Origin of the sequence: Leclercia sp. 119287 (genome assembly GCF_009734485.1) — a bacterium.
Classification (GTDB): Bacteria; Pseudomonadota; Gammaproteobacteria; order Enterobacterales; family Enterobacteriaceae; genus Enterobacter; species Enterobacter adecarboxylatus_C.
The window spans coordinates 445,161-466,450 of the sequence record NZ_CP046445.1 but is presented as its reverse complement, the minus strand read 5'-3'; the positions used below and the strand labels follow the sequence as shown (position 1 = coordinate 466,450).

General features: G+C 56.9%; 16 protein-coding genes and 3 tRNA genes. 6 read left to right on the top strand and 13 right to left on the bottom strand.

Annotated elements, in window-relative coordinates; all coding sequences use genetic code 11:
- Positions 1-2: 2 nt before the first annotated feature.
- From hflK to nnr, 8 genes are all read right to left on the bottom strand, one after another.
- Positions 3-1,256 (bottom strand): FtsH protease activity modulator HflK, encoded by a 1,254-nt coding sequence (gene hflK, locus GNG27_RS02220; RefSeq protein ID WP_142487955.1) that lies wholly within the window; start codon positions 1,254-1,256, stop codon positions 3-5.
- Between the two features lie 116 nt (positions 1,257-1,372).
- Entirely contained in the window at positions 1,373-2,653 is a 1,281-nt protein-coding gene (gene hflX, locus GNG27_RS02215; protein WP_142487954.1) for a ribosome rescue GTPase HflX, read from the bottom strand.
- A gap of 77 nt (positions 2,654-2,730) precedes the next feature.
- Positions 2,731-3,039 (bottom strand): RNA chaperone Hfq, encoded by a 309-nt coding sequence (gene hfq, locus GNG27_RS02210; RefSeq protein WP_032616179.1) that lies wholly within the window; start codon positions 3,037-3,039, stop codon positions 2,731-2,733.
- Positions 3,040-3,124: 85 nt separating this feature from the next.
- A complete protein-coding gene (miaA, locus tag GNG27_RS02205) occupies positions 3,125-4,075 on the bottom strand; it encodes a tRNA (adenosine(37)-N6)-dimethylallyltransferase MiaA (RefSeq protein ID WP_142487953.1) in 951 nt (316 codons plus the stop codon).
- Positions 4,068-5,915 (bottom strand): DNA mismatch repair endonuclease MutL, encoded by a 1,848-nt coding sequence (mutL, locus tag GNG27_RS02200; protein ID WP_156262751.1) that lies wholly within the window; start codon positions 5,913-5,915, stop codon positions 4,068-4,070. Before mutL ends, miaA begins: the two co-directional genes overlap by 8 nt.
- 9 nt (positions 5,916-5,924) lie before the next feature.
- Complete coding sequence (gene amiB, locus GNG27_RS02195; protein ID WP_156262750.1) at positions 5,925-7,262, bottom strand: N-acetylmuramoyl-L-alanine amidase AmiB; 1,338 nt, start codon at positions 7,260-7,262, stop codon at positions 5,925-5,927.
- Positions 7,263-7,278: 16 nt separating this feature from the next.
- A complete protein-coding gene (gene tsaE / locus GNG27_RS02190) occupies positions 7,279-7,740 on the bottom strand; it encodes a tRNA (adenosine(37)-N6)-threonylcarbamoyltransferase complex ATPase subunit type 1 TsaE (protein WP_142487950.1) in 462 nt (153 codons plus the stop codon).
- Positions 7,733-9,259 carry a bifunctional ADP-dependent NAD(P)H-hydrate dehydratase/NAD(P)H-hydrate epimerase gene (gene nnr, locus GNG27_RS02185; protein WP_156262749.1) on the bottom strand — a complete coding sequence of 509 codons (1,527 nt, stop codon included), beginning with the start codon at positions 9,257-9,259 and terminating at the stop codon, positions 7,733-7,735. Before nnr ends, tsaE begins: the two co-directional genes overlap by 8 nt.
- Between nnr and queG the strand changes: the two genes are divergently transcribed.
- On the top strand, positions 9,258-10,397 hold the full coding sequence (gene queG / locus GNG27_RS02180) for a tRNA epoxyqueuosine(34) reductase QueG (RefSeq protein ID WP_142487948.1): 1,140 nt from the start codon (positions 9,258-9,260) through the stop codon (positions 10,395-10,397). The genes nnr and queG overlap by 2 nt on opposite strands.
- A 270-nt stretch (positions 10,398-10,667) precedes the next feature.
- On the opposite strand, the gene GNG27_RS02175 is transcribed toward queG, so the two are convergent.
- From GNG27_RS02175 to orn, 4 genes are all read right to left on the bottom strand, one after another.
- Positions 10,668-10,743 (bottom strand) — tRNA-Gly (locus GNG27_RS02175).
- 36 nt (positions 10,744-10,779) lie between these two features.
- Positions 10,780-10,855 (bottom strand) — tRNA-Gly (locus GNG27_RS02170).
- 150 nt (positions 10,856-11,005) lie between these two features.
- A tRNA-Gly gene (locus GNG27_RS02165) sits at positions 11,006-11,081 on the bottom strand.
- A gap of 198 nt (positions 11,082-11,279) precedes the next feature.
- On the bottom strand, positions 11,280-11,825 hold the full coding sequence (orn, locus tag GNG27_RS02160) for an oligoribonuclease (protein ID WP_156262748.1): 546 nt from the start codon (positions 11,823-11,825) through the stop codon (positions 11,280-11,282).
- Between the two features lie 107 nt (positions 11,826-11,932).
- On the opposite strand from orn, the gene rsgA reads away from it, so the two are divergent.
- The 3 genes from rsgA to mscM all read left to right on the top strand — a co-directional run bounded on the left by rsgA (position 11,933) and on the right by mscM (position 17,393).
- Positions 11,933-12,985, top strand: a complete 1,053-nt coding sequence (gene rsgA / locus GNG27_RS02155; RefSeq protein WP_185902403.1) for a small ribosomal subunit biogenesis GTPase RsgA — start codon at positions 11,933-11,935, stop codon at positions 12,983-12,985.
- Positions 12,986-13,083: 98 nt separating this feature from the next.
- The gene (gene asd, locus GNG27_RS02150; protein WP_156262747.1) at positions 13,084-14,052 is read left to right on the top strand and encodes an archaetidylserine decarboxylase; all 969 of its coding nucleotides are present in this window, start codon (positions 13,084-13,086) and stop codon (positions 14,050-14,052) included.
- 17 nt (positions 14,053-14,069) lie between these two features.
- Complete coding sequence (gene mscM / locus GNG27_RS02145) at positions 14,070-17,393, top strand: miniconductance mechanosensitive channel MscM (RefSeq protein ID WP_156262746.1); 3,324 nt, start codon at positions 14,070-14,072, stop codon at positions 17,391-17,393.
- An 81-nt stretch (positions 17,394-17,474) separates the two neighbouring features.
- On the opposite strand, the gene epmA is transcribed toward mscM, so the two are convergent.
- A complete protein-coding gene (epmA, locus tag GNG27_RS02140) occupies positions 17,475-18,452 on the bottom strand; it encodes an elongation factor P--(R)-beta-lysine ligase (RefSeq protein ID WP_142487943.1) in 978 nt (325 codons plus the stop codon).
- Positions 18,453-18,762: 310 nt separating this feature from the next.
- Between epmA and frdA the strand changes: the two genes are divergently transcribed.
- Positions 18,763-20,553, top strand: a complete 1,791-nt coding sequence (frdA, locus tag GNG27_RS02135; RefSeq protein WP_156262745.1) for a fumarate reductase (quinol) flavoprotein subunit — start codon at positions 18,763-18,765, stop codon at positions 20,551-20,553.
- A complete protein-coding gene (locus tag GNG27_RS02130; protein ID WP_039028428.1) occupies positions 20,546-21,280 on the top strand; it encodes a succinate dehydrogenase/fumarate reductase iron-sulfur subunit in 735 nt (244 codons plus the stop codon). Before frdA ends, GNG27_RS02130 begins: the two co-directional genes overlap by 8 nt.
- Positions 21,281-21,290 lie beyond the last annotated feature (10 nt).

The following is a 21,290-nucleotide window of genomic DNA, read 5'->3' as shown; positions in this document are numbered from 1 at the left end:
CCTTATTCCCCCTGACGCTGGTAGTCGTTACGCTGCGCGTTAGCACGGCGTTGGTCCATAATGTCACCATCGTTAGAAGAAGGCGTTGTGTTCGCGCTGGCGCTGCCTGATGAGGCAGGAGGCAGACGCAGCAGATTGTTGGCACCGCTGTTATCGTTTTTCGCCGGAGCGTTACCGCCTTTCAGCATCTGATCCAGCGGCAGAACCATCAGGTTGCCATTTTTGCTGTCATTAACCAGTACCTTACGAGTATGGCTTAGCACTTTCTCCATGGTCTCGATATAGAGACGCTCGCGGGTAATTTCCGGAGCCGCTTTATATTCTGGCAGGATGCGCGCAAAGCGAGCCACTTCACCCTGTGCTTCCAGCACGGTCTGCGTCTTATAAGCACGCGCCTCTTCGAGAATACGCTGGGCCTGGCCGTTCGCACGCGGCTGTACTTCGTTGGTGTAGGCTTCTGCTTCACGGATGTACTGCTGTTCGTTTTCACGGGCAGCAATGGCATCGTCAAACGCCGCTTTCACCTCTTCCGGTGGACGAGCAGCCTGGAAGTTAACGTCCAGCAGGGTGATACCCATGTTGTACGGACGAATAGTCTCTTCCAGCTCGCGCTGGGTATCGCTACGAATAACGGTACGACCTTCAGTCAGGATGCGGTCCATGGTGTATTTGCCGATCACGCCGCGCAGGGCGCTGTCGGTAGCCTGACGCAGGCTGTCGTCCGCGCTGGCCACGCTAAACAGGTAGCGTTCCGGATCGGTGACGCGGTACTGCACGTTCATCTCAACGCGCACCACGTTTTCGTCAGACGTCAGCATCACGCCGGATGCTGCCAGCTCACGCACCGACTCAACGTTCACTGCCGTGACGTCATCGATAAAGGTTGGTTTCCAGTTCAGGCCTGGCTCAACCAGATGGCTGAATTTACCAAAACGGGTAACAACACCGCGCTCGGCTTCTTTGATAGTGTAGAACCCGCTGGCAGCCCAGATAATCACGGCAGCTGCCGCAACAATAGTCACCACGCGACCGCCCATATGAGGACGCGGCCCCTGGCCAGTACCGCCGCCAGTGCCTTTACCACCGCCAAGACCGCCCAGCTTTTTACTCAGCTTGCGGAAGATATCATCCAGATCGGGTGGCCCCTGCTCGCGACCACCTTTATTGCCATTTCCCCCGGAGTTGCCGCCTTGATTATTGCTGCTCCCCCACGGGTCGCGGTCTTGTCCGTTATTACCGGGCTGATTCCACGCCATGTATGTGCTCCATATTTGTTATGCGGTGATATACCTTCAAACGCCTGGCATGCCGGGGCATCCACTGCGATGCAGGTATCCCAAAGGGCAAAAACCTTCAGGCATCTCCTTTCCGGTCAGACGACGTAGTCGACCAGCGCAGGTTCTTGTTTACAGAGGCGACGCCAGTCAACGATCGGCATACGCACTTGCAACCCCACGCTGCCGTCATCCTCCATCCACTCTTTTTCTATCGCCTGAAGCTGATAAAAACGGCTGCGCAGTCGGCCTTCCTCGGGCGGTAAACGCAGCGTGTGCTGAGCCACTTCACCGGAAAGACGTTCTGTTAAGGCCTGGAAAAGCAGTGGTACACCAACACCGGTCTGGGCAGAAAGCCAGACCCGAATCGGTATGTTCTCTTCATTCCTGTCGATACGCGGCTCGAAGCCGTCCAGCATATCGATTTTGTTCATTACCAGCAGCGTCGGGATCTCGTGCGCGTCAATTTCTTCCAGCACAATATTCACTGCATCAATGTTTTCCTGCAGGCGTACATCCGCAGCGTCAATAACGTGCAACAGCAACGTCGCCTGACGGGTCTCCTGCAGGGTGGCTTTAAATGCGGCCACCAGATCGTGCGGCAGATGACGGATAAAACCAACGGTATCCGCCAGCACGGTTTCTCCGACATCCGCCACGTCAATGCGGCGCAGCGTCGGATCCAGGGTCGCAAACAGCTGGTCTGCGGCATACACCTGGGCCTCAGTTATCTGGTTAAACAGGGTGGATTTACCTGCGTTGGTATAACCGACAAGCGACACCGTCGGAATGTCTGCTTTTTGTCGCGATCGGCGCCCCTGCTCACGTTGCTTCTCCACTCTTTCGAGCCGTGAGAGGATCTGGGTTATACGGCCACGTAACAAGCGGCGGTCGGTTTCGAGCTGGGTTTCACCCGGGCCGCGCAAACCAATCCCGCCTTTCTGTCTTTCAAGGTGTGTCCAGCCGCGCACCAGGCGCGTTGCCAGATGGCGCAACTGCGCCAGCTCAACCTGCAATTTCCCCTCATGGGTACGTGCACGTTGAGCAAAAATGTCTAAAATCAAACCCGTCCGATCGATAACCCGGCATTCACACAGACGTTCCAGGTTGCGTTCCTGGGCCGGCGTCAGGGCGTGATCAAAAAGCACGACTGATGCGCCAGTCGCTTTAACGGCATCCGCAATCTCTACTGCTTTACCTTCACCAACAAAATACTTTGGGTGCGGCGCTTTACGGCTACCGGTAATCACCTGCATTGCTTCGACACCGGCGGAAGAGACCAGAGATTCAAACTCCTGGAGATCTTCCATATCTTTGTCTTGCGAAAAATAGATGTGTACCAGCACCGCCTGCTCACCGGCATCGTAACGGTCAAACAAGCGTAAACCTCTCAAAAAAGATCAGCGGGGAACGCAGAAAACCTGGCTCCCCGATATGGAAATAACAGCCAGTAACCTTATTCGGTTTCTTCACTGTCCTGCGCAGGCGCAGAAGAACCCTGCGCGTTGCTGCCATGATGGTAGTTACTGGAACCGCCGCCAGCGTTATTGCTGTGATGAGATACCGGGCGAGACGGAACAACAGTAGAAATCGCGTGCTTGTAGACCATCTGGCTGACCGTGTTTTTCAACAGGATCACGAACTGATCGAAAGACTCAATCTGACCTTGCAGCTTAATACCATTCACCAAATAAATAGAAACTGGAACACGTTCACGACGCAGTGCGTTCAAGAACGGATCTTGTAAAGATTGCCCCTTAGCCATTCTATCTTTTCCTTATATGCTTGTTTTGTACTTAGAACCTTGCGATTCTGAAAAATTGCGCACGATACGGCTTAATTGTACACATTCAGTCTGCGATATCACCAACAACCTGTAATACATCATGTAACGCCTGTTGTGGCTTTTCACTGTCTAACCAGTGAACACCGTCCCAACCGCGCAACCAGGTTATCTGGCGTTTCGCCAACTGTCTCGTGGCGCAAATACCTCGATAAACCATTTCATCATGTGAAATCTCACCTTCAATGTATGACCACATCTGGCGATAACCCACACAACGAATGGAAGGCATATCCGTATGCAAATCTCCACGGGCAAATAGCGCCCGCACTTCTGCTTCAAAATCTGAAGCTAACATCTGATGAAAACGCTGCTCAATTCGCTGATGGAGCAGTTCACGGCTCGCCGGGGCGATGGCGAACTGATGCACCTGATACGGCAGAGCCTCTCCTGACGTTTGCGTCAGTTCCGTTAAAGTTTTACCCGAAATGAAAAAAACTTCCAGTGCCCGGGAAAGCCTTTGCGGATCATTTGGATGAATACGTGCTGCGGCAACCGGGTCGATCTCAGTCAGTTGCTCGTGCAGCGCACCCCATCCCTGCTCTGCCGCCTGTTGCTCAATCTTTGCTCTTACCGCCGGGTCTGCCGATGGCAATGGCGACAACCCTTCCAGTAAGGCCTTGAAATAGAGCATTGTTCCACCCACTAACAGGGGAATACGTCCTGCTGCGGTGATCTCTGCCATCTGGGCCAGCGCATCGCGACGAAAATCTGCCGCTGAGTAAGCCTGCGCCGGGTCGAGAATATCCAGTAATCGGTGCGGTGCCGCGCGTAACTCGTCTGCGTTAGGCTTTGCCGTACCGATATCCATCCCCTGATAAATAAGGGCGGAATCAACGCTAATCAACTCTACTGGCAAAACTTTACGTAACTCAATGGCTAACGCGGTTTTACCGGAGGCCGTTGGCCCCATCAAAAATATTGCCTTTGGCAGGCTGGTATTACTCAAGTCACTCATTTTTCAGGGCGTTCATCGCCAAATGTAGATCTACAGGTTGCAACAAACCACCCGGCGGCGCTTTCACCAGCTGCGGGCAGAGGCGTTCGACCTCCGCCAGCACCGTGATCGCCTGCGCCATATTCCACGACGAATGCTCGCTGGCCAGCTGGCGGGCGATCCACTGCGCGGTGTTGGCGGCATCAAACGTCGTTTGTTGCGCCAGGTAGCCTATCAGTTCAGGAATCAAGTTTTGTAAATTTTGTTGGCGTAAGGGTAAAGGCACCGCCCGAAGCGTGACATGGTGCGCTTCGGTTACGACTTCGATACCCATTTCAGCCAGCGGCTTTTGATAGCGCTGGATGACCTGCGTCTCTTGCGCTGAGATTTTTATCCGCACCGGAATCAGCAGCGGCTGGGCACAGGCCTGGTGTGGCCCGGGCGCAAGCTGCGCCTGTTTTAACCAGCGTTCGGCTACCGGCAGGGATAACAGCGCCAGCTGGCCGTCACGCTCCAGCAGGGCTGCATCTGGCGATACAATGGTCAGCACCCGGCCAAAGCTCTGGCTATGCCCCACCAGCGTAGAGGCCGCAGGCGCGACATCCTCTGTTTTCTGCGCAGGGGCCGGGGTGTCAAGCAGCGTCCGATAGACCGCCCCCGCCTGCTTCTGATAACCCGGCTGCGCATGCGGGTAGCTGGCGCCCGACGCGCGAGGGGCTGCGCCGCCGGATGCAAAGCGCGGTGCGGCTGGCTCACGCGCGACAGCCGGTTCGGCAAACTGGTTTCTTCCCGCCGCAACGCGGTTTTCCGGAATGGGACGCGGCGCAGGCTCCACCTCTCTCAACGGGAGAGTTGGCTCAGCCTGCTGCTGCAGGACGCTCAGCACGCCCTGGTAGATAAAGTCATGCACCAGCCGCGACTGATGAAAACGCACCTCATGCTTCGCCGGATGGACATTCACATCCACCTGATGCGGGTCGATTTCAAGATAGAGTACAAAAGCGGGCTGCTCTCCGGCACCGAGTTTATCCTCGCACGCCTGGCGGATAGCATGGTTGATCAAACGGTCACGCATCATGCGCCCATTTACGTAGCAATACTGGAGCTCAGCAAAAGCCGCACTGCTCGCTTTCGGATCGGCCACCCAGCCGCGCAGGGTCAGATCTCCATGCTGCCACTCGATGGCCAGCGCCTGTTCAAGAAACGGCGTGCCGCAGATGGCGCCCAGCCGGCGCTCTTTCTGCCCGCCCTGCGCCACGGCGCGGTACTGGCGCATCATCTTGCCGTTATGGCTCAGATTGATGGTGACATCGAAACGCGCCAGGGCGATGCGGCGAATAATCTCGTCGATATGGCCGAATTCGGTTTTCTCGGTGCGCATAAACTTGCGCCGCGCCGGAGTGTTGTAGAACAGATCCAGCACTTCCAGCGTGGTTCCCACCGGGTGTGCGGCAGGTTTCACCGTCACGTCCATATCCCTGCCTTCGGCGTAAGCCTGCCAGGCTTCCGGCTGTTCGGCGGTACGGGAGGTAAGCGTCAGACGCGAGACGGAGCTGATACTGGCCAGCGCTTCGCCGCGGAAACCGAGACTGATAATGGCTTCGAGATCGTCGAGAGAGGCGATTTTGCTGGTTGCGTGACGAGCCAGCGCCAGCGCCAGCTCCTCTTTTTTAATGCCGCAGCCGTTATCGCGGATCCGAATAAGTTTCGCACCGCCGCGTTCAATATCAATGTCGATACGGGTTGCTCCCGCATCGAGACTGTTTTCCACCAGCTCTTTCACTACCGACGCAGGTCGCTCTACCACCTCACCGGCGGCGATTTGGTTCGCAAGCTGCGGCGGCAGAACCTGAATCGGCATGAAATCTCCTTAGTTGGTCGAGGTCGACTCGCCCGGTAATACGGCGCTGGCGGTCTGCCCCGCGCCACTCTGCGGTGCAGACTGGAGCGGATGCGTATCAAAATACTTACGCAGGCCTTTATAAATCGCTTCGGCAATCTGCTGCTGGTAGCGGTCGCTGCCCAGCAAACGCTCTTCGCCGTTATTACTGATAAAGCCCGTTTCCACCAGAATGGACGGGATATCCGGCGAACGCAGCACGCCCAGGCTGGCATGTTCCGGGCGGCGCTTGTGCAGGGAACCGACGCTTTGCAGCTGATTCAGGACGTTAGTCGCCACATCATACCCGACACGCTGAGAATGGCCGAACTGTAAATCCAGTACCGCCTGACTCAGGTAGGGATCCGACTGGCTGTTCGCCAGCACATCACCTGCCCCGCCTAACAGTTCGGATTGTTTTTCATGTTCCTCAAGCCAGTTTGCCATTTCGCTGTTAGCGCGACGGTTGGAAAGCACCCATACGGATGCCCCCGTCGCGTTGCGGTTGGGAGCGGCATCGGCATGCACAGAGACCAGGAAATTGGCATTCTGCTGACGCGCGACGTCAGAACGCCCCATGACCGAGATAAAATAATCGCCGTCGCGGGTCAGGACGCCTTTAAACATCGGGTCGTCGTTCAGCAGTGTCCGCAGCTTACGGGCAATGGCGATGGTCACGTTCTTCTCACGCGTACCACCCGGCCCGATGGCGCCAGGATCCTCGCCACCGTGTCCGGCATCAATCGCAATAATGACTTTATCACCGTTTACCTGGCGCGCCTGCGCTGCCGGTCGGGTCACCGTGTTGCTGCTGGTGACGCTGGTAATACGATCGCTGCCGGATTTAAACGGATTGCGGGCCGGCTCTGAAGGGCGCGGCGCCACGACAGGTGCTTCCACCCGCTTCGCCACCACCGGCGGAGGAGGAGGAGGCGGCGGCGGTGCATCGGCATTGATGGTAAAGATCACCATATAGTTCGCGCCGTTCTGTTGCTTCACCGCCCGGGTCCTGCCGTTTTGGGTTAAATCGACCACCAGACGCAGGGACTGATCGTCTTTCGGCGTACCGGAACGAATGCTGTGCACCAGGTTGTTGCCGCTGAACTGGAGCGGCAGTCCCTTGATGACGCCGGTCTGTTTAATATCCAGCGCGACGCTGCGTTTATCGTCCTGCGAAAACGCATACTCTGGATCGCCCATAAAGCTGAAGGTGATCCTGGCCTGATTGTCGCCGTTGGACACCTGAATATCGGACAAGGTTGCTGCCCCGGCCTGCGCACAAAACAGCACCGTTGCAGCCATCAACCAACTCTTAACGCGATTAATCATCCCGTTATCTCTTTTTTTAACCGGCTAACCGGGCCAGTATGGCGTTTCCTGATTCGGAGACAGCAGTGACGCGGGCTTCACGCCCTTGCGCCTGATACTCCAGGTGAATTTCAACATCCGGATCAGGCAAGACACCTGTTCCCTGCTGCGGCCACTCTACCAGGCAGATGGCATCGTTGGCGAAATAGTCACGGATCCCCATAAATTCCAGCTCTTCAGGATCGGCAAGGCGATAGAGATCGAAGTGATACACCATCAGGTTGTCCAGGGTGTAGGGCTCAACCAGCGTATAGGTCGGGCTTTTCACATTTCCCTTATGCCCCAGCGCCTGTAAGAAGCCCCGGCTAAAGGTGGTCTTCCCCGCGCCAAGGTCGCCATACAGATAAATGACGGTTGTGCCCTCGCAGGCCTGCGCCACGCGCTGGCCAAGATCTAAAGTTGCCTGTTCGTCGGGTAAAGGGATCACTCGATTAATCATTTTCTACGTCAATTATTTCCGGGTTAACAACACGCCGCAGCGTGTCAAAAAGATCGGTTGCCAGCATGCCGCGCGTGCCGTACTGGTCGGCCAGCCGATCGGCTGCTGTACCATGGGCGACGCAGCCTGCGCAGGCGGCATCATAAAGCGCCAGTTTCTGTCCGAGCAACGCCCCGATAATACCGGAGAGCACATCGCCCATGCCGCCGCTCGCCATTCCGGCATTACCGGCATCAATGATGCCTGACATCCCGCCCTCGCTGGCGACGACGGTGCCAGCGCCTTTCAGCACCACCACACCACCGTAACGTTTTACCAGACGCTGGGCAGAATGTAAGCGATCGCTTTCAATTTCTGCAACGCTGCAGTTAAGCAGGCGCGCGGCCTCGCCGGGGTGCGGCGTCAGGATGCGATTGTGACGTTTATCCGGGTTGATTGCCAGAAGGTTCAGCGCGTCAGCATCCCACAGCATGGCGTGGCGAAAATTCTCGACCTTCCGTAGCGCCTCTTTCCCCCACGGCTCCTGACCCAGACCGGGGCCAATCACCACCACATCGGCCCATTGCAGGCTGTCGTCCAGCGCCTGAATGGTGAGTTCGTGCACCATCAGCTCAGGCCGGGCGGTAACGATCGGAGCAATATTTTCGCGGCGAGTGAGGACGCGCACCAGCCCTGCGCCCGTCCGCAGTGCCGCTTCACCGGTCATGCGGATGGCCCCTGCGGTGCCGTGGTCGCCGCCGATAATCACCAGCCGGCCGTGATCGCCCTTATGGGATGTTGGGCGACGTGGGGGAAGCCACTGCGTCAGTTGCGAGGCGTCAAAGCGGTCGATCGCCGTCTCCTGCCCGGCCAGCCAGCCCTCTAGCCCGAGGGCGTTATGGTGCAATGCCCCGACCACATCCCGCGCTTTCCCGGTCAGCAGGCCGGGTTTGAGGGCAATAAAGGTCACCGTATGGTCGGCGTGAATGACTTCGCCGGGCGTGGCGCCCGTCTGCGCATTCAGCCCGGACGGGATATCCAGCGCAACGACAGGGGCCGGATGATGATTGGCATGAGCGATTAATCGGGCGACTTTATCGCGCGGCGCGCTGCGTAAACCGGTTCCCAGCAGGCCGTCGACGATCAGATCGACGCCTTCGGGCCAGGCCTTATCCGCGGCGTGGATAACCCCCGCCGCCTCCAGCCAGCTTTCCCGGGCTTTTGCCGCCTCTTCGGGAAGCGGTTTTTCGCTCTCCAGCGCCAGCAGCGTCACGGTCATACCGGCGGCCATCGCCAGGCGAGCAACGACATAGCCATCGCCGCCGTTGTTGCCATGGCCGCACAGAATCAGCCAGTGCCTGGCCCGCGGATACGTCGTGCGGGCAACGGCAAAAGCCGCCTCGCCCGCGCGCTGCATCAGCTCATAAAGCGTCATGCCGATGCTGTCCGCAGCCTCTTTTTCGGCGCGACGTAGCGCCTCCGCGGGCCAGACAGAATGTGGTATACTTGCGGGGTTTTTCTTCACAGTATGGTCCGTCATGTCACAGCCCCTCGATCTCAATCAGTTAGCGCAAAACATTAAACAGTGGGGCGCTGAGCTTGGTTTTCAACACGTGGGTATCACCGATACCGATCTTTCTGCCAGTGAACCAAAGCTCCAGGCATGGCTGGATAATCAATACCACGGCGAGATGGAGTGGATGGCGCGTCACGGCATGATGCGCGCCCGCCCGCATGAACTGTTGCCGGGGACCCTGCGCGTGATCAGCGTGCGGATGAACTACCTTCCCGCCAAAGCCGCCTTTGCCAGTACGCTGAAAGATCCTACTCTGGGATACGTCAGCCGTTATGCCCTGGGGCGTGACTATCATAAATTGTTGCGTAACCGGCTCAAAAAGCTTGGGGAAATGATCCAGCAGCAGTGCGCCACGCTGAATTTTAGACCCTTTGTCGATTCTGCGCCTGTACTTGAGCGCCCGCTGGCTGAAAAAGCGGGACTTGGCTGGACAGGTAAGCACTCACTTATCCTCAGCCGCGACGCCGGCTCGTTCTTCTTCCTCGGTGAACTGCTGATTGATCTTCCCCTGCCGGTGGATAAGCCGGTTGAGGACGGCTGTGGGCGGTGCGTGGCCTGCATGACCATCTGTCCCACAGGCGCCATCGTTGAGCCTTACACCGTCGATGCCCGTCGCTGCATCTCCTATCTGACCATCGAACTCGAAGGATCGATCCCGGAAGAGTTTCGGCCATTAATCGGCAATCGCATTTATGGCTGCGATGATTGTCAGCTCATCTGCCCGTGGAACCGTTATTCGCAGTTAACGGAAGAGGACGACTTCAGCCCACGTAAGGCCCTGCACGCGCCACCGCTTATCGAGCTGTTTGCCTGGAGCGAAGCCTGGTTTCTGAAGGTAACGGAGGGATCGGCTATTCGCCGCATCGGACATCTGCGCTGGCTGCGCAATGTCGCGGTCGCGTTGGGAAATGCCCCCTGGGACGAAGCCAATCTTCAGGCTCTGGAAAGTCGCCGAGGTGAGCACCCACTTCTTGATGAGCACATAGAGTGGGCGGTTGAGCAGCAGATCGCCAAACGAAACGCCTGCGTGGTAGAGGTGCAATTACCGCAGAAAATCAGGCTGGTACGGGTGGTGGAAAAAGGGCTCCCACGGGATGCATGATGTTTCCACAGGCTGTGAATAAAATTTAAAAGCCAGAAGTAGTCTGGGCCTGGCAGCAGGTCAAGTGATCGGCTTAACATTTTGAAATGAAATTTTCTTTATTATTTTCAACGAATTATAAAGTTACTATTCATCAGGCGAAGTATTCGCATATTCACTGAAAAAAGACAAAGCTGTGGATAAGTCTGTTAAGAAGAGTTTGTCAGAAATGAAACAAATCATCCCCGGCGGGGCTTTCCGCGGTGGATATCTGGAGGAGGAGAAAAAATTTGGAGCGGGAAACGAGACTCGAACTCGCGACCCCGACCTTGGCAAGGTCGTGCTCTACCAACTGAGCTATTCCCGCTTGGGTGGTGCGTATCTTGCGATACCTTTCAAATTTTGGAGCGGGAAACGAGACTCGAACTCGCGACCCCGACCTTGGCAAGGTCGTGCTCTACCAACTGAGCTATTCCCGCTTAATCTTCGTCTTTCAAGCCGCCACTGCGTTGGCTGCCTTCACTCACCTTAGTCACTTACTTTAGTAAGCTCCTAAGGATTCGTTCAGTTGCCGCCTTGTTGCAACTTGAAATCCTGCGATTGGTGGTCTTACTGCACAGCGAAAGATTTGGAGCGGGAAACGAGACTCGAACTCGCGACCCCGACCTTGGCAAGGTCGTGCTCTACCAACTGAGCTATTCCCGCAAAATCTGTGCTGTCGTAACGATGAATTCTCTGTCGTTACGGGAGGCGCATTATACGAGAAATCCTTTCTGCTGCAACCCCCCTAAAAGCGTTTTTTTATAAATTTAGTTCAAGTGCTGCAATATTCGTCATATTGAGCATTTTTAAATCGTTTTAGCCGCTTAGGCCCGGCAAGTGCTGCCCCGCCGGGCCTGTCGCTTATAATTTAATAAAATGTTCGCGGTAGTAAGCCAGTTCCGCCACAGACTCACGGATATCGTCCATCGCCTGGTGGGTGCCCTGCTTCTTAAAGCCATCCAGTATCTCGGGCTTCCAGCGACGGGCCAGCTCTTTCAGAGTGCTGACATCGAGATAACGGTAGTGGAAATACGCTTCCAGCTCCGGCATGTACTTAAACAGGAAACGGCGATCCTGGCCAATACTGTTGCCACAGATAGGCGATTTGCCCTGCGGCACCCACTGCTTGAGGAACTCAATGGTGGCCAGTTCGGCTTCACGATCGCCCTGCGTACTGGCCTTAACGCGATCCACCAGCCCGCTACCGGTGTGGGTGCGCACGTTCCAGTCGTCCATCAGCGCCAGCTGCGCGTCGGACTGATGCACGGCAATGGTGGGCCCTTCCGCCAGCACATTCAGGTTCGCGTCGGTCACCAGCGTGGCGATCTCAATAATGCGATCGCGCTCGGGATCCAGGCCGGTCATCTCCAGATCGATCCAAATCAGATTGTTTTCATCTGCACTCATGTTATTTTCCACCCTTCTCGTATAACCGGCCGTGGCAGGTTAACTAGTATTAATTAGTGTGTATCATAGAGGTTTTGCCCAATATGGGCGACCAGGAGCCAGCACGATTGAGTAAAAATAAACTCTCCAAAGGGCAGCAGCGCCGCGTGAAAGCCAATCACCAGCGCCGTCTTAAAACCACTTCGGAGAAGGTCGATTACGACGACAACCTGTTTGGCGAACCCGCGGAAGGCGTGGTGATTAGCCGCTTCGGTATGCATGCCGATGTGGAATCCGCCGATGGCGACGTTCACCGTTGCAACATTCGCCGCACCATCCGCTCGCTGGTGACCGGTGACCGCGTGGTATGGCGTCCGGGTAAAGCCGCAGCAGAAGGCGTGACGGTGAAAGGCATCGTTGAAGCCGTGCACGAACGCACGTCGGTCCTGACGCGCCCCGACTTTTACGACGGCGTAAAACCCATTGCCGCCAATATCGATCAGATCGTGATTGTCTCTGCGATCCTGCCCGAGCTGTCGCTGAATATTATCGACCGTTATCTCGTCGCCTGTGAAACTCTGCAGGTTGAACCGCTGATCGTCCTGAACAAGATTGATCTGCTCGACGGTGAAGGCATGGACTTCGTTAATGAGCAGATGGATATTTATCGCAAGATTGGCTATCGCGTGCTGATGGTCTCAAGCCGGACGCAGAATGGCCTGAAGCCGCTCGAAGAGGCGTTGACCGATCGCATCAGCATTTTTGCCGGTCAGTCCGGCGTGGGCAAATCCAGCCTGCTGAACAACCTGCTCGGTTTGCAACAAGAGATCCTGACCAACGACGTCTCTGACAACTCCGGTCTGGGCCAGCACACCACCACCGCCTCACGGCTGTATCACTTCCCGCACGGCGGCGATGTGATCGACTCCCCGGGAGTGCGTGAATTTGGCCTGTGGCATCTCGAACCCGATCAAATCTTTAACGGCTTTGTCGAATTCCTCGACTATTTAGGCGAGTGTAAATACCGCGACTGCAAGCATGACAACGATCCTGGCTGTGCCATACGCGCAGCGGTCGAAAACGGTGAAATTGCGGAAACCCGTTTTGCAAACTATCACCATATTCTCGAAAGCATGGCGCAGGTAAAAACGCGTAAAAGCTTTTCTGAATCTGATGACTGACAACTAAGCTAAGCGTCGCTAAAATCGTCCCCTTTTTTCAGGTTCCGGCTGTCTGACACCCGGATCAGGAACGACAAAACAATGGCCTGGAGGCTACCTTGTTAAACTCATTTAAACTTTCGCTTCAATACATTCTGCCAAAACTGTGGCTCACTCGCCTGGCGGGCTGGGGCGCGAGCAAACGAGCGGGCTGGCTGACGAAGCTGGTGATCGATCTGTTCGTGAAATACTACAAGGTCGATATGAAGGAAGCGCAGAAGCCGGATACCGCCAGCTACCGCACCTTCAACGATTTCTTTGTGCGTTCACTGCGCGATGAAGTGCGCCCCCTGAATACCGATCCGAACGTGCTGGTGATGCCTGCTGACGGCGTGATCAGCCAGCTGGGCGCGATTGAAAACGACAAGATCCTGCAGGCCAAGGGCCACAACTACAGCCTGGAAGCCCTGCTGGCAGGCAACTATCTGATGGCGGATCTGTTCCGCAATGGCTCCTTTGCCACCACCTACCTGTCGCCGCGTGACTATCACCGCGTGCATATGCCGTGCAACGGCATTCTGCGGGAGATGATCTACGTTCCGGGCGACCTGTTCTCGGTAAACCATCTGACCGCGCAAAACGTCCCTAATCTTTTTGCCCGTAACGAGCGCGTGATCTGCTTGTTTGACACCGAGTTTGGTCCGATGGCGCAGATTCTGGTGGGCGCGACAATCGTTGGCAGCATTGAGACCGTCTGGGCAGGCACCATTACGCCACCGCGTGAAGGCGTGATCAAACGCTGGACCTGGCCTGAAGGTGAAAATGAAGGCTCCGTGGCGCTGCTTAAGGGCCAGGAGATGGGCCGCTTCAAGCTCGGCTCTACCGTGATCAACCTGTTTGCTCCGGGTAAAGTGAAGCTGGTTGAGCAGCTCGAAAGCCTGTCGGTAACCAAACTCGGCCAGCCGCTGGCGGTTTCGACGGAGCCTTTCGTGACAACGGATGCAGAGCCTGCGCCGCTGTCAGACGAAGAGATCGCTGCCGAACTCGAAGCCAGCCCGCTGGTTGATGACAAAAAAGACGAAAGCTAAGCAAAAGGTAGACTGACGTGCGCCTGATTATCACTTTGCTGATGGCCTGGTGCCTCAGTACGGGGGCGTACGCCGCTACGGCCCCCGACAGCAAACAAATTTCACAGGAACTGGAGCAGGCGAAGGCGGCAAAGCCCGCCCAGCCGGAAACCGTTGAGGCGCTCGAGGCTGCGCTGAACGCGCTTGAGGAGCGTAAAGGCTCTCTCGAGCGTGCCACGCAGTATCAACAGGTCATTGATAACTTCCCCAAACTTTCCCAAACCCTGCGCGCGCAGCTGAGCGATCTGCGTGAAGAGCCGCGCCAGGTGCCTGCGGGCATGACTTCTGACACCCTGAATCAGGAGATCCTGCAGGTCAGCAGTCAGTTACTGGAAAAAACCCGCCAGGCGCAGCAGGAGCAGGAGCGCGCCCGTGATATTGCAGACTCCCTGAACCAGCTGCCGCAGCAGCAAACCGATGCCCGTCGTCAGCTCAATGAGGTTGAACGCCGGGCCGGAGCGCAAACCGGCAATACCGCCCTTAGCCAGGCTCAAAATCTGGGCATACAGGCGGAATCTGCCAGATTAAAAGCGCTGGTAGATGAGCTCGAGCTGGCGCAGCTTTCGGCCAACAATCGCCAGGAGCTGGCGCGAATGCGCTCTGAGCTGGCGAAAAAACAGGGCGAGCAGCTGGATGCTTATCTTCAGGCGCTGCGCAATCAGCTCAACAGCCAGCGTCAGCGTGAAGCAGAGCGGGCGCTGGAGAGCACCGAATTACTGGCTGAAAACAGCGAAAACCTGCCCTCCGGCATTGTTGAGCAATTCAAGGTCAACCGTGAGCTTTCGGCCGCGCTCAACCAGCAGGCGCAGCGTATGGATCTGGTGGCCTCCCAGCAACGCCAGGCCACTAATCAAACCCTACAGGTGCGTCAGGCGCTGAATACGCTGCGCGAGCAGTCACAGTGGCTGGGCTCCTCGAACCTGCTCGGTGAAGCGCTGCGTGCCCAAGTCGCCCGCCTGCCCGAGATGCCAAAACCCCAGCAGCTCGATACCGAAATGGCGCAGCTGCGTGTGCAGCGTCTGCGCTTTGAAGATCTGCTGAATAAGCAGCCACAGCTGCGTCAGATCCACCAGCCGGACGGCAAGCCGCTCACCGCCGAGCAGAACCGCATTCTGGAAGCGCAGCTCCGTACGCAACGGGAATTACTGAATTCACTGTTGCAGGGCGGCGATACGCTGCTGCTCGAGCTGACCAAACTGAAGGTTTCAAACAGCCAGCTGGAAGATGCGTTAAAAGAGGTCAACGAGGCGACTCACCGCTACCTGTTCTGGACCTCGGACGTACGGCCGATCTCCTTCTCCTGGCCGATTGATATTGTTCAGGATCTGCGGCGGTTAATTTCGCTGGATACTGTCAGCCAGCTCGGCAAAGCCAGCATCATGATGCTCACCAACAAGGAGACGATTTTCCCGCTGCTGGGAGCGCTGATTCTGGTCGGGTTCAGCATTTACTCGCGCCGGCACTTCACCCGCTTCCTCGACCGCTCCAGCGCCCGCGTCGGCAAAGTAACCCAGGACCATTTCTGGCTCACGCTGCGCACGGTCTTCTGGTCAATCCTGGTCGCCTCGCCGCTGCCGGTCCTGTGGATGACCCTGGGCTATGGCCTGCGCGAAGCCTGGCCTTATCCGCTGGCGGTGGCTATCGGTGCCGGCGTAACCGCCACCGTGCCGTTGCTGTGGGTGGTGATGATCTGCGCCACCTTCGCCCGCCCGAATGGGCTGTTTGTCGCGCACTTCGGCTGGCCGCGTAGCCGCGTGGCGCGGGCTATGCGCTACTACCTGATGAGCATCGGGCTTATTGTCCCGCTGATCATGGCGCTGATCATGTTTGATAACCTGAACGACCGGGAGTTTTCCGGCTCGCTCGGCCGTCTGTGCTTTATCCTGATTTGCGGTGCGCTGGCCGTGGTGACGCTGAGCCTGAAGAAAGCCGGCATCCCGCTCTATCTCGACAAAGAGGGCAGCGGCGATAACATGGTCAACCATATGCTGTGGAATCTGCTGCTTAGCGCGCCGCTGGCGGCGATTCTGGCAGCAGCCGTCGGCTATCTGGCTACCGCCCAGGCACTGCTGGCGCGTCTTGAAACCTCGGTAGCGATCTGGTTCCTGTTGCTGGTGGTCTATCACGTCATTCGCCGCTGGATGCTGATTCAGCGCCGTCGTCTGGCGTTTGACCGGGCGAAAAACCGCCGGGCCGAGATCCTCGCCCAGCGAGCGCGCGGCGAAGAGGAACCGGCCCATATGCTCAGCACGGAAGGAACCGTGGAGGTCGATGAAACTGAGCTGGATCTGGATGCCATCAGTACCCAGTCCCTGCGCCTGGTACGATCTATTCTGATGCTGGTCGCGCTGCTGTCCGTCATTGTGCTGTGGTCGGAAATTCATTCGGCGTTTGGCTTCCTGGAAAATATTACCCTCTGGGATGTGACCTCGACGGTACAAGGGGTGGAGAGCCTGGAGCCGATTACCCTCGGGGCGGTGCTGATTGCCATTCTGGTATTTATCATCACCACTCAGCTGATCCGTAACTTCCCGGCGCTGCTGGAGCTGGCCCTGTTGCAGCATCTGGATTTAACGCCAGGTACCGGATACGCCATCACCACCATCACCAAATACCTGCTGATGCTGTTTGGCGGGCTGGTGGGCTTCTCGATGATCGGTATTGAGTGGTCTAAATTGCAGTGGCTGGTGGCGGCACTCGGCGTCGGGCTCGGGTTTGGTTTGCAGGAGATCTTCGCCAACTTTATCTCTGGCCTGATTATTCTGTTCGAAAAACCAATCCGTATTGGCGATACCGTGACGATCCGCGATCTGACCGGCAGTATTACAAAGATCAACACCCGCGCCACCAATATCAGCGACTGGGACCGTAAAGAGATCATTGTTCCCAACAAGGCGTTTATCACCGAGCAGTTTATTAACTGGTCGCTGTCGGACTCCGTGACGCGTGTGGTGCTGACCGTGCCGGCCCCGTCGGATGCTAACAGCGAAGAGGTCACGCAAATTCTCTATACGGCGGCCGAACGCTGCTCGCTGGTGATCAGCACGCCAGAGCCGGAAGTGTTCCTGGTGGATTTACAGCAGGGGATCCAGATTTTCGAACTGCGTATTTACGCGGCCGAGATGGGCCATCGCATGCCGCTGCGCCATGAGATCCACCAGCTGATTCTGGCGGGCTTCCGTGAACACGGTATTGATTTGCCATTCCCACCGTTCCAGATGCGTCTGGAAAGTCTGGACGGGCGTAAGACGGGAAGAACCTTGAAGTCGGCGGCGAAGACGCGACCAGCGGGGAGTTTGTAATGCAAATGCCCGGCGGCGCTGCGCTTGCACGGGCCTACATGTTTCGTAGGCCGGGTTAGCGCAGCGCCACCCGGCGCGCAGTCAGGCGCGGTCTACGGTGAACGCAATCACATCACCCAGCTGCTCAGCGCCCAGCGCCAGCATCACCAGACGATCAACACCCAGCGCCACGCCGGAGCAGTCCGGCAAACCGGCTTTTAACGCCTCTAGCAAATTTTGGTCGATAGGTTGCTGCGGCAGGCCACGCGCGGCGCGCTTGCGGTTATCCTGAGCAAAACGCTGCTGCTGTTCACGGGCGTCGGTCAGTTCATGGAAACCATTCGCCAGCTCAATACCTTTAAAGTACACCTCAAAACGCTCCGCCACGCGGTGATCTTCAGTGCTGATCTGGGCCAGCGACGCCTGGCTTGCCGGGAAGTGATAGACAAAGGTCGGGCGATCTTTACCAATCTGCGGTTCAACGCCAAAGGTAAAGAGCAGCTGTAGCAGCGTGTCGCGATCCTCTTCAGTATCCGCAACATTGCTAAGATCCAGTTTTGCCGCCACTTCACGCAGCTGGGTTTTGTCCGCAGAGAGCGGATCGATCTCCAGATGGCGCTGGAAAGCCTGCTGATAAGAGAGGGTTTCGGCTTCCGGACACTCCAGTACCTGCTGCAGCAGATCGTCCACCTCATTCATCAGGCGATACATATCGTAATGCGGGCGGTACCACTCCAGCATGGTGAATTCCGGGTTGTGGTGACGCCCCATCTCTTCATTGCGGAAACTGCGACACAGCTGATATACCGGCCCACATCCCGCCGCCAGCAGGCGCTTCATGTGGTATTCCGGGCTGGTCATCAGGTAGAGATTCATCCCCTGGGAGTGACCAGGGCCAACAAAACGGGTTTCAAACGGCACCAGATGAATATCCGTTACCGTCGCCTGACTCATGCAGGGCGTTTCCACCTCCAGCACACCGCGGTCCGCAAAGAAGCGACGAATCTCCGCCATAATTGCTGCGCGTTTTAACAGATTGGGGATGGATGCGCTCGGCTGCCAGGTGGCCGTTTCGCTCATGAGAATTTCTCCGATTTCAGACAAGGGGACGAAGTCTACTCGTAACCCATGGCGGAGACAAATTTTGCACAGTCAATTTTGGGGTTTTTATAACTACCAATAATTTCGTGACGTGATTCATCAATTGCAATGATAAATCGAGGGAAAGAACCGCAAAAAAATCGAACACGTCAAATTTCCCTCTCTTTCCTACGGCTATACTGCGTTACCCATAAAGGAGCAGTGGAATCGCTTTCGCATTTGCCCTCCCGGGCCGTGCACTACCTTAGGGTAGGTGAGATGCGAAATATCAAAAATCTGGAGGAATGTCGTGCATACCTTTCAAGCCGATCTTGCCATTATTGGCGCTGGCGGAGCGGGATTACGCGCAGCAATTGCAGCTGCCCAGGCTAACCCAAACGCTAAAATTGCCCTGATTTCAAAAGTCTACCCGATGCGTAGCCATACGGTCGCTGCGGAGGGGGGATCCGCTGCCGTCGCGCAGGATCATGACAGCTTTGATTATCACTTTCACGACACCGTAGCCGGTGGCGACTGGCTTTGCGAACAGGATGTCGTTGATTATTTCGTACATCATTGCCCGACGGAAATGACCCAGCTGGAGCAGTGGGGTTGCCCGTGGAGCCGTCGTGATGACGGTAGCGTCAACGTGCGTCGCTTCGGCGGCATGAAGATTGAGCGAACCTGGTTTGCCGCCGACAAGACCGGCTTCCATATGCTCCACACCCTGTTCCAGACCTCGCTGCAGTTCCCCCAGATCCAACGCTTCGACGAACATTTTGTCCTCGACATTCTGGTCGATGACGGCCAGGCCCGCGGCCTGGTGGCGATGAACATGATGGAAGGTACGCTGGTTCAGATCCGCGCCAATGCCGTGGTGATGGCGACCGGCGGTGCCGGACGTGTTTACCGTTATAACACCAACGGCGGCATCGTGACCGGCGACGGGATGGGCATGGCGCTGCAGCACGGCGTTCCGCTACGCGATATGGAGTTCGTGCAGTATCACCCGACCGGCCTGCCGGGTTCCGGGATCCTGATGACCGAGGGCTGCCGCGGTGAAGGCGGCATTCTGGTCAATAAGGATGGCTATCGCTATCTGCAGGATTACGGCATGGGCCCGGAAACGCCGCTGGGTGAACCAAAGAACAAATATATGGAGCTTGGCCCGCGCGATAAAGTCTCTCAGGCCTTCTGGCATGAGTGGCGCAAAGGCAACACCATCCCCACCCCACGCGGCGATGTGGTCTATCTCGACCTGCGCCACCTGGGCGAGAAGAAGCTGCTGGAACGTCTGCCGTTCATCTGTGAACTGTCGAAAGCCTATGTCGGCGTCGACCCGGTTAAAGACCCGATCCCGGTACGTCCAACCGCGCACTACACCATGGGCGGTATCGAAACCGATCAGCAGTGTGAAACCCGAATTAAAGGCCTGTTTGCGGTGGGTGAATGCTCCTCCGTCGGCCTGCATGGCGCTAACCGCCTGGGCTCCAACTCGCTGGCCGAGCTGGTGGTATTTGGTCGCCTGGCGGGTGAGCAGGCCATGGTCCGCGCAGCAACAGCCGGAGCCGCTAACGGTGCCGCGCTCGATGCGCAGGCTACCGATGTCGAGCTGCGCCTGAAAAAACTGGTGAATCAGGAAGGGAGTGAGAACTGGGCGAAAATCCGCGATGAGATGGGGCTTTCCATGGAAGAAGGCTGCGGTATTTACCGTACGCCGGAGCTGATGCAGAAAACTATCGACAAACTGGCTGAGCTACAGGAACGCTTCAAACGCGTGCGGGTGACGGATACCTCCAGCGTCTTCAACACCGATCTGCTTTACACCATTGAGCTGGGTCACGGCCTGAACGTTGCTGAATGTATGGCGCACTCCGCCCTGGCGCGTAAAGAGTCGCGCGGCGCCCACCAGCGTCTGGACGAAGGCTGTACGGAGCGTGACGACGTCAACTTCCTCAAGCATACCCTCGCTTATCGCGACGCGGACGGCTCTACTCGTCTGGACTACAGCGACGTGAAGATCACCACGCTGGCACCGGCGAAACGCGTTTACGGTGCAGAAGCGGAAGCAGCCGAGAAAAAGGAGACGGCGAATGGCTGAAATGCAAACTCTGAAAGTTGAAGTGGTGCGCTATAACCCGGAAGTGGACAGCGCGCCGCACAGCACTTTCTATGAAGTTCCTTACGATGAGCAGACCTCCCTGCTGGATGCGCTGGGCTACATCAAAGACAATCTGGCGCCGGACCTGAGCTACCGCTGGTCCTGCCGTATGGCGATTTGCGGCTCCTGCGGGATGATGGTCAACAAAGTGCCTAAGCTGGCCTGTAAAACCTTCCTGCGTGAATACCCGAAAGGGATGAAGGTCGAAGCCCTGGCTAATTTCCCAATCGAACGCGATCTGGTGGTCGACATGACCCACTTTATCGAAAGCCTGGAAGCCATTAAGCCGTACATCATTGGCAACCCGCGTACGCCGGATCAGGGGCCGAACAAGCAGACCCCGGCGCAGATGGCCAAGTATCACCAGTTCTCCGGCTGCATCAACTGTGGTCTGTGCTATGCCGCCTGCCCGCAGTTTGGCCTGAATCCCGAGTTTATCGGCCCGGCCGCCATTACCCTGGCACATCGTTACAACGAAGACAGCCGGGATCACGGGAAGAAAGAACGTATGGCGCAGCTGAACGGCCAGAACGGCGTCTGGACCTGTACCTTTGTCGGCTACTGCTCGGAAGTCTGTCCGAAGCATGTCGATCCGGCCGCCGCGATCCAACAGGGCAAAGTAGAAAGCTCGAAAGACTTTCTTATCGCCACCCTGAAACCACGCTAAGGAGTGCATG

Coding starts and splice junctions, on each gene's coding strand:
- hflK (WP_142487955.1), bottom strand. CDS start 1,256: ATGGCGTGGAATCAGCCCGGTAATAACGGACAAGACCGCGACCCGTGG.
- hfq (WP_032616179.1), bottom strand. CDS start 3,039: ATGGCTAAGGGGCAATCTTTACAAGATCCGTTCTTGAACGCACTGCGT.
- miaA (WP_142487953.1), bottom strand. CDS start 4,075: ATGAGTGACTTGAGTAATACCAGCCTGCCAAAGGCAATATTTTTGATG.
- mutL (WP_156262751.1), bottom strand. CDS start 5,915: ATGCCGATTCAGGTTCTGCCGCCGCAGCTTGCGAACCAAATCGCCGCC.
- amiB (WP_156262750.1), bottom strand. CDS start 7,262: ATGATTAATCGCGTTAAGAGTTGGTTGATGGCTGCAACGGTGCTGTTT.
- tsaE (WP_142487950.1), bottom strand. CDS start 7,740: ATGATTAATCGAGTGATCCCTTTACCCGACGAACAGGCAACTTTAGAT.
- queG (WP_142487948.1), top strand. CDS start 9,258: ATGTCACAGCCCCTCGATCTCAATCAGTTAGCGCAAAACATTAAACAG.
- nnr (WP_156262749.1), bottom strand. CDS start 9,259: ATGACGGACCATACTGTGAAGAAAAACCCCGCAAGTATACCACATTCT.
- orn (WP_156262748.1), bottom strand. CDS start 11,825: ATGAGTGCAGATGAAAACAATCTGATTTGGATCGATCTGGAGATGACC.
- epmA (WP_142487943.1), bottom strand. CDS start 18,452: ATGAGCGAAACGGCCACCTGGCAGCCGAGCGCATCCATCCCCAATCTG.
- GNG27_RS02130 (WP_039028428.1), top strand. CDS start 20,546: ATGGCTGAAATGCAAACTCTGAAAGTTGAAGTGGTGCGCTATAACCCG.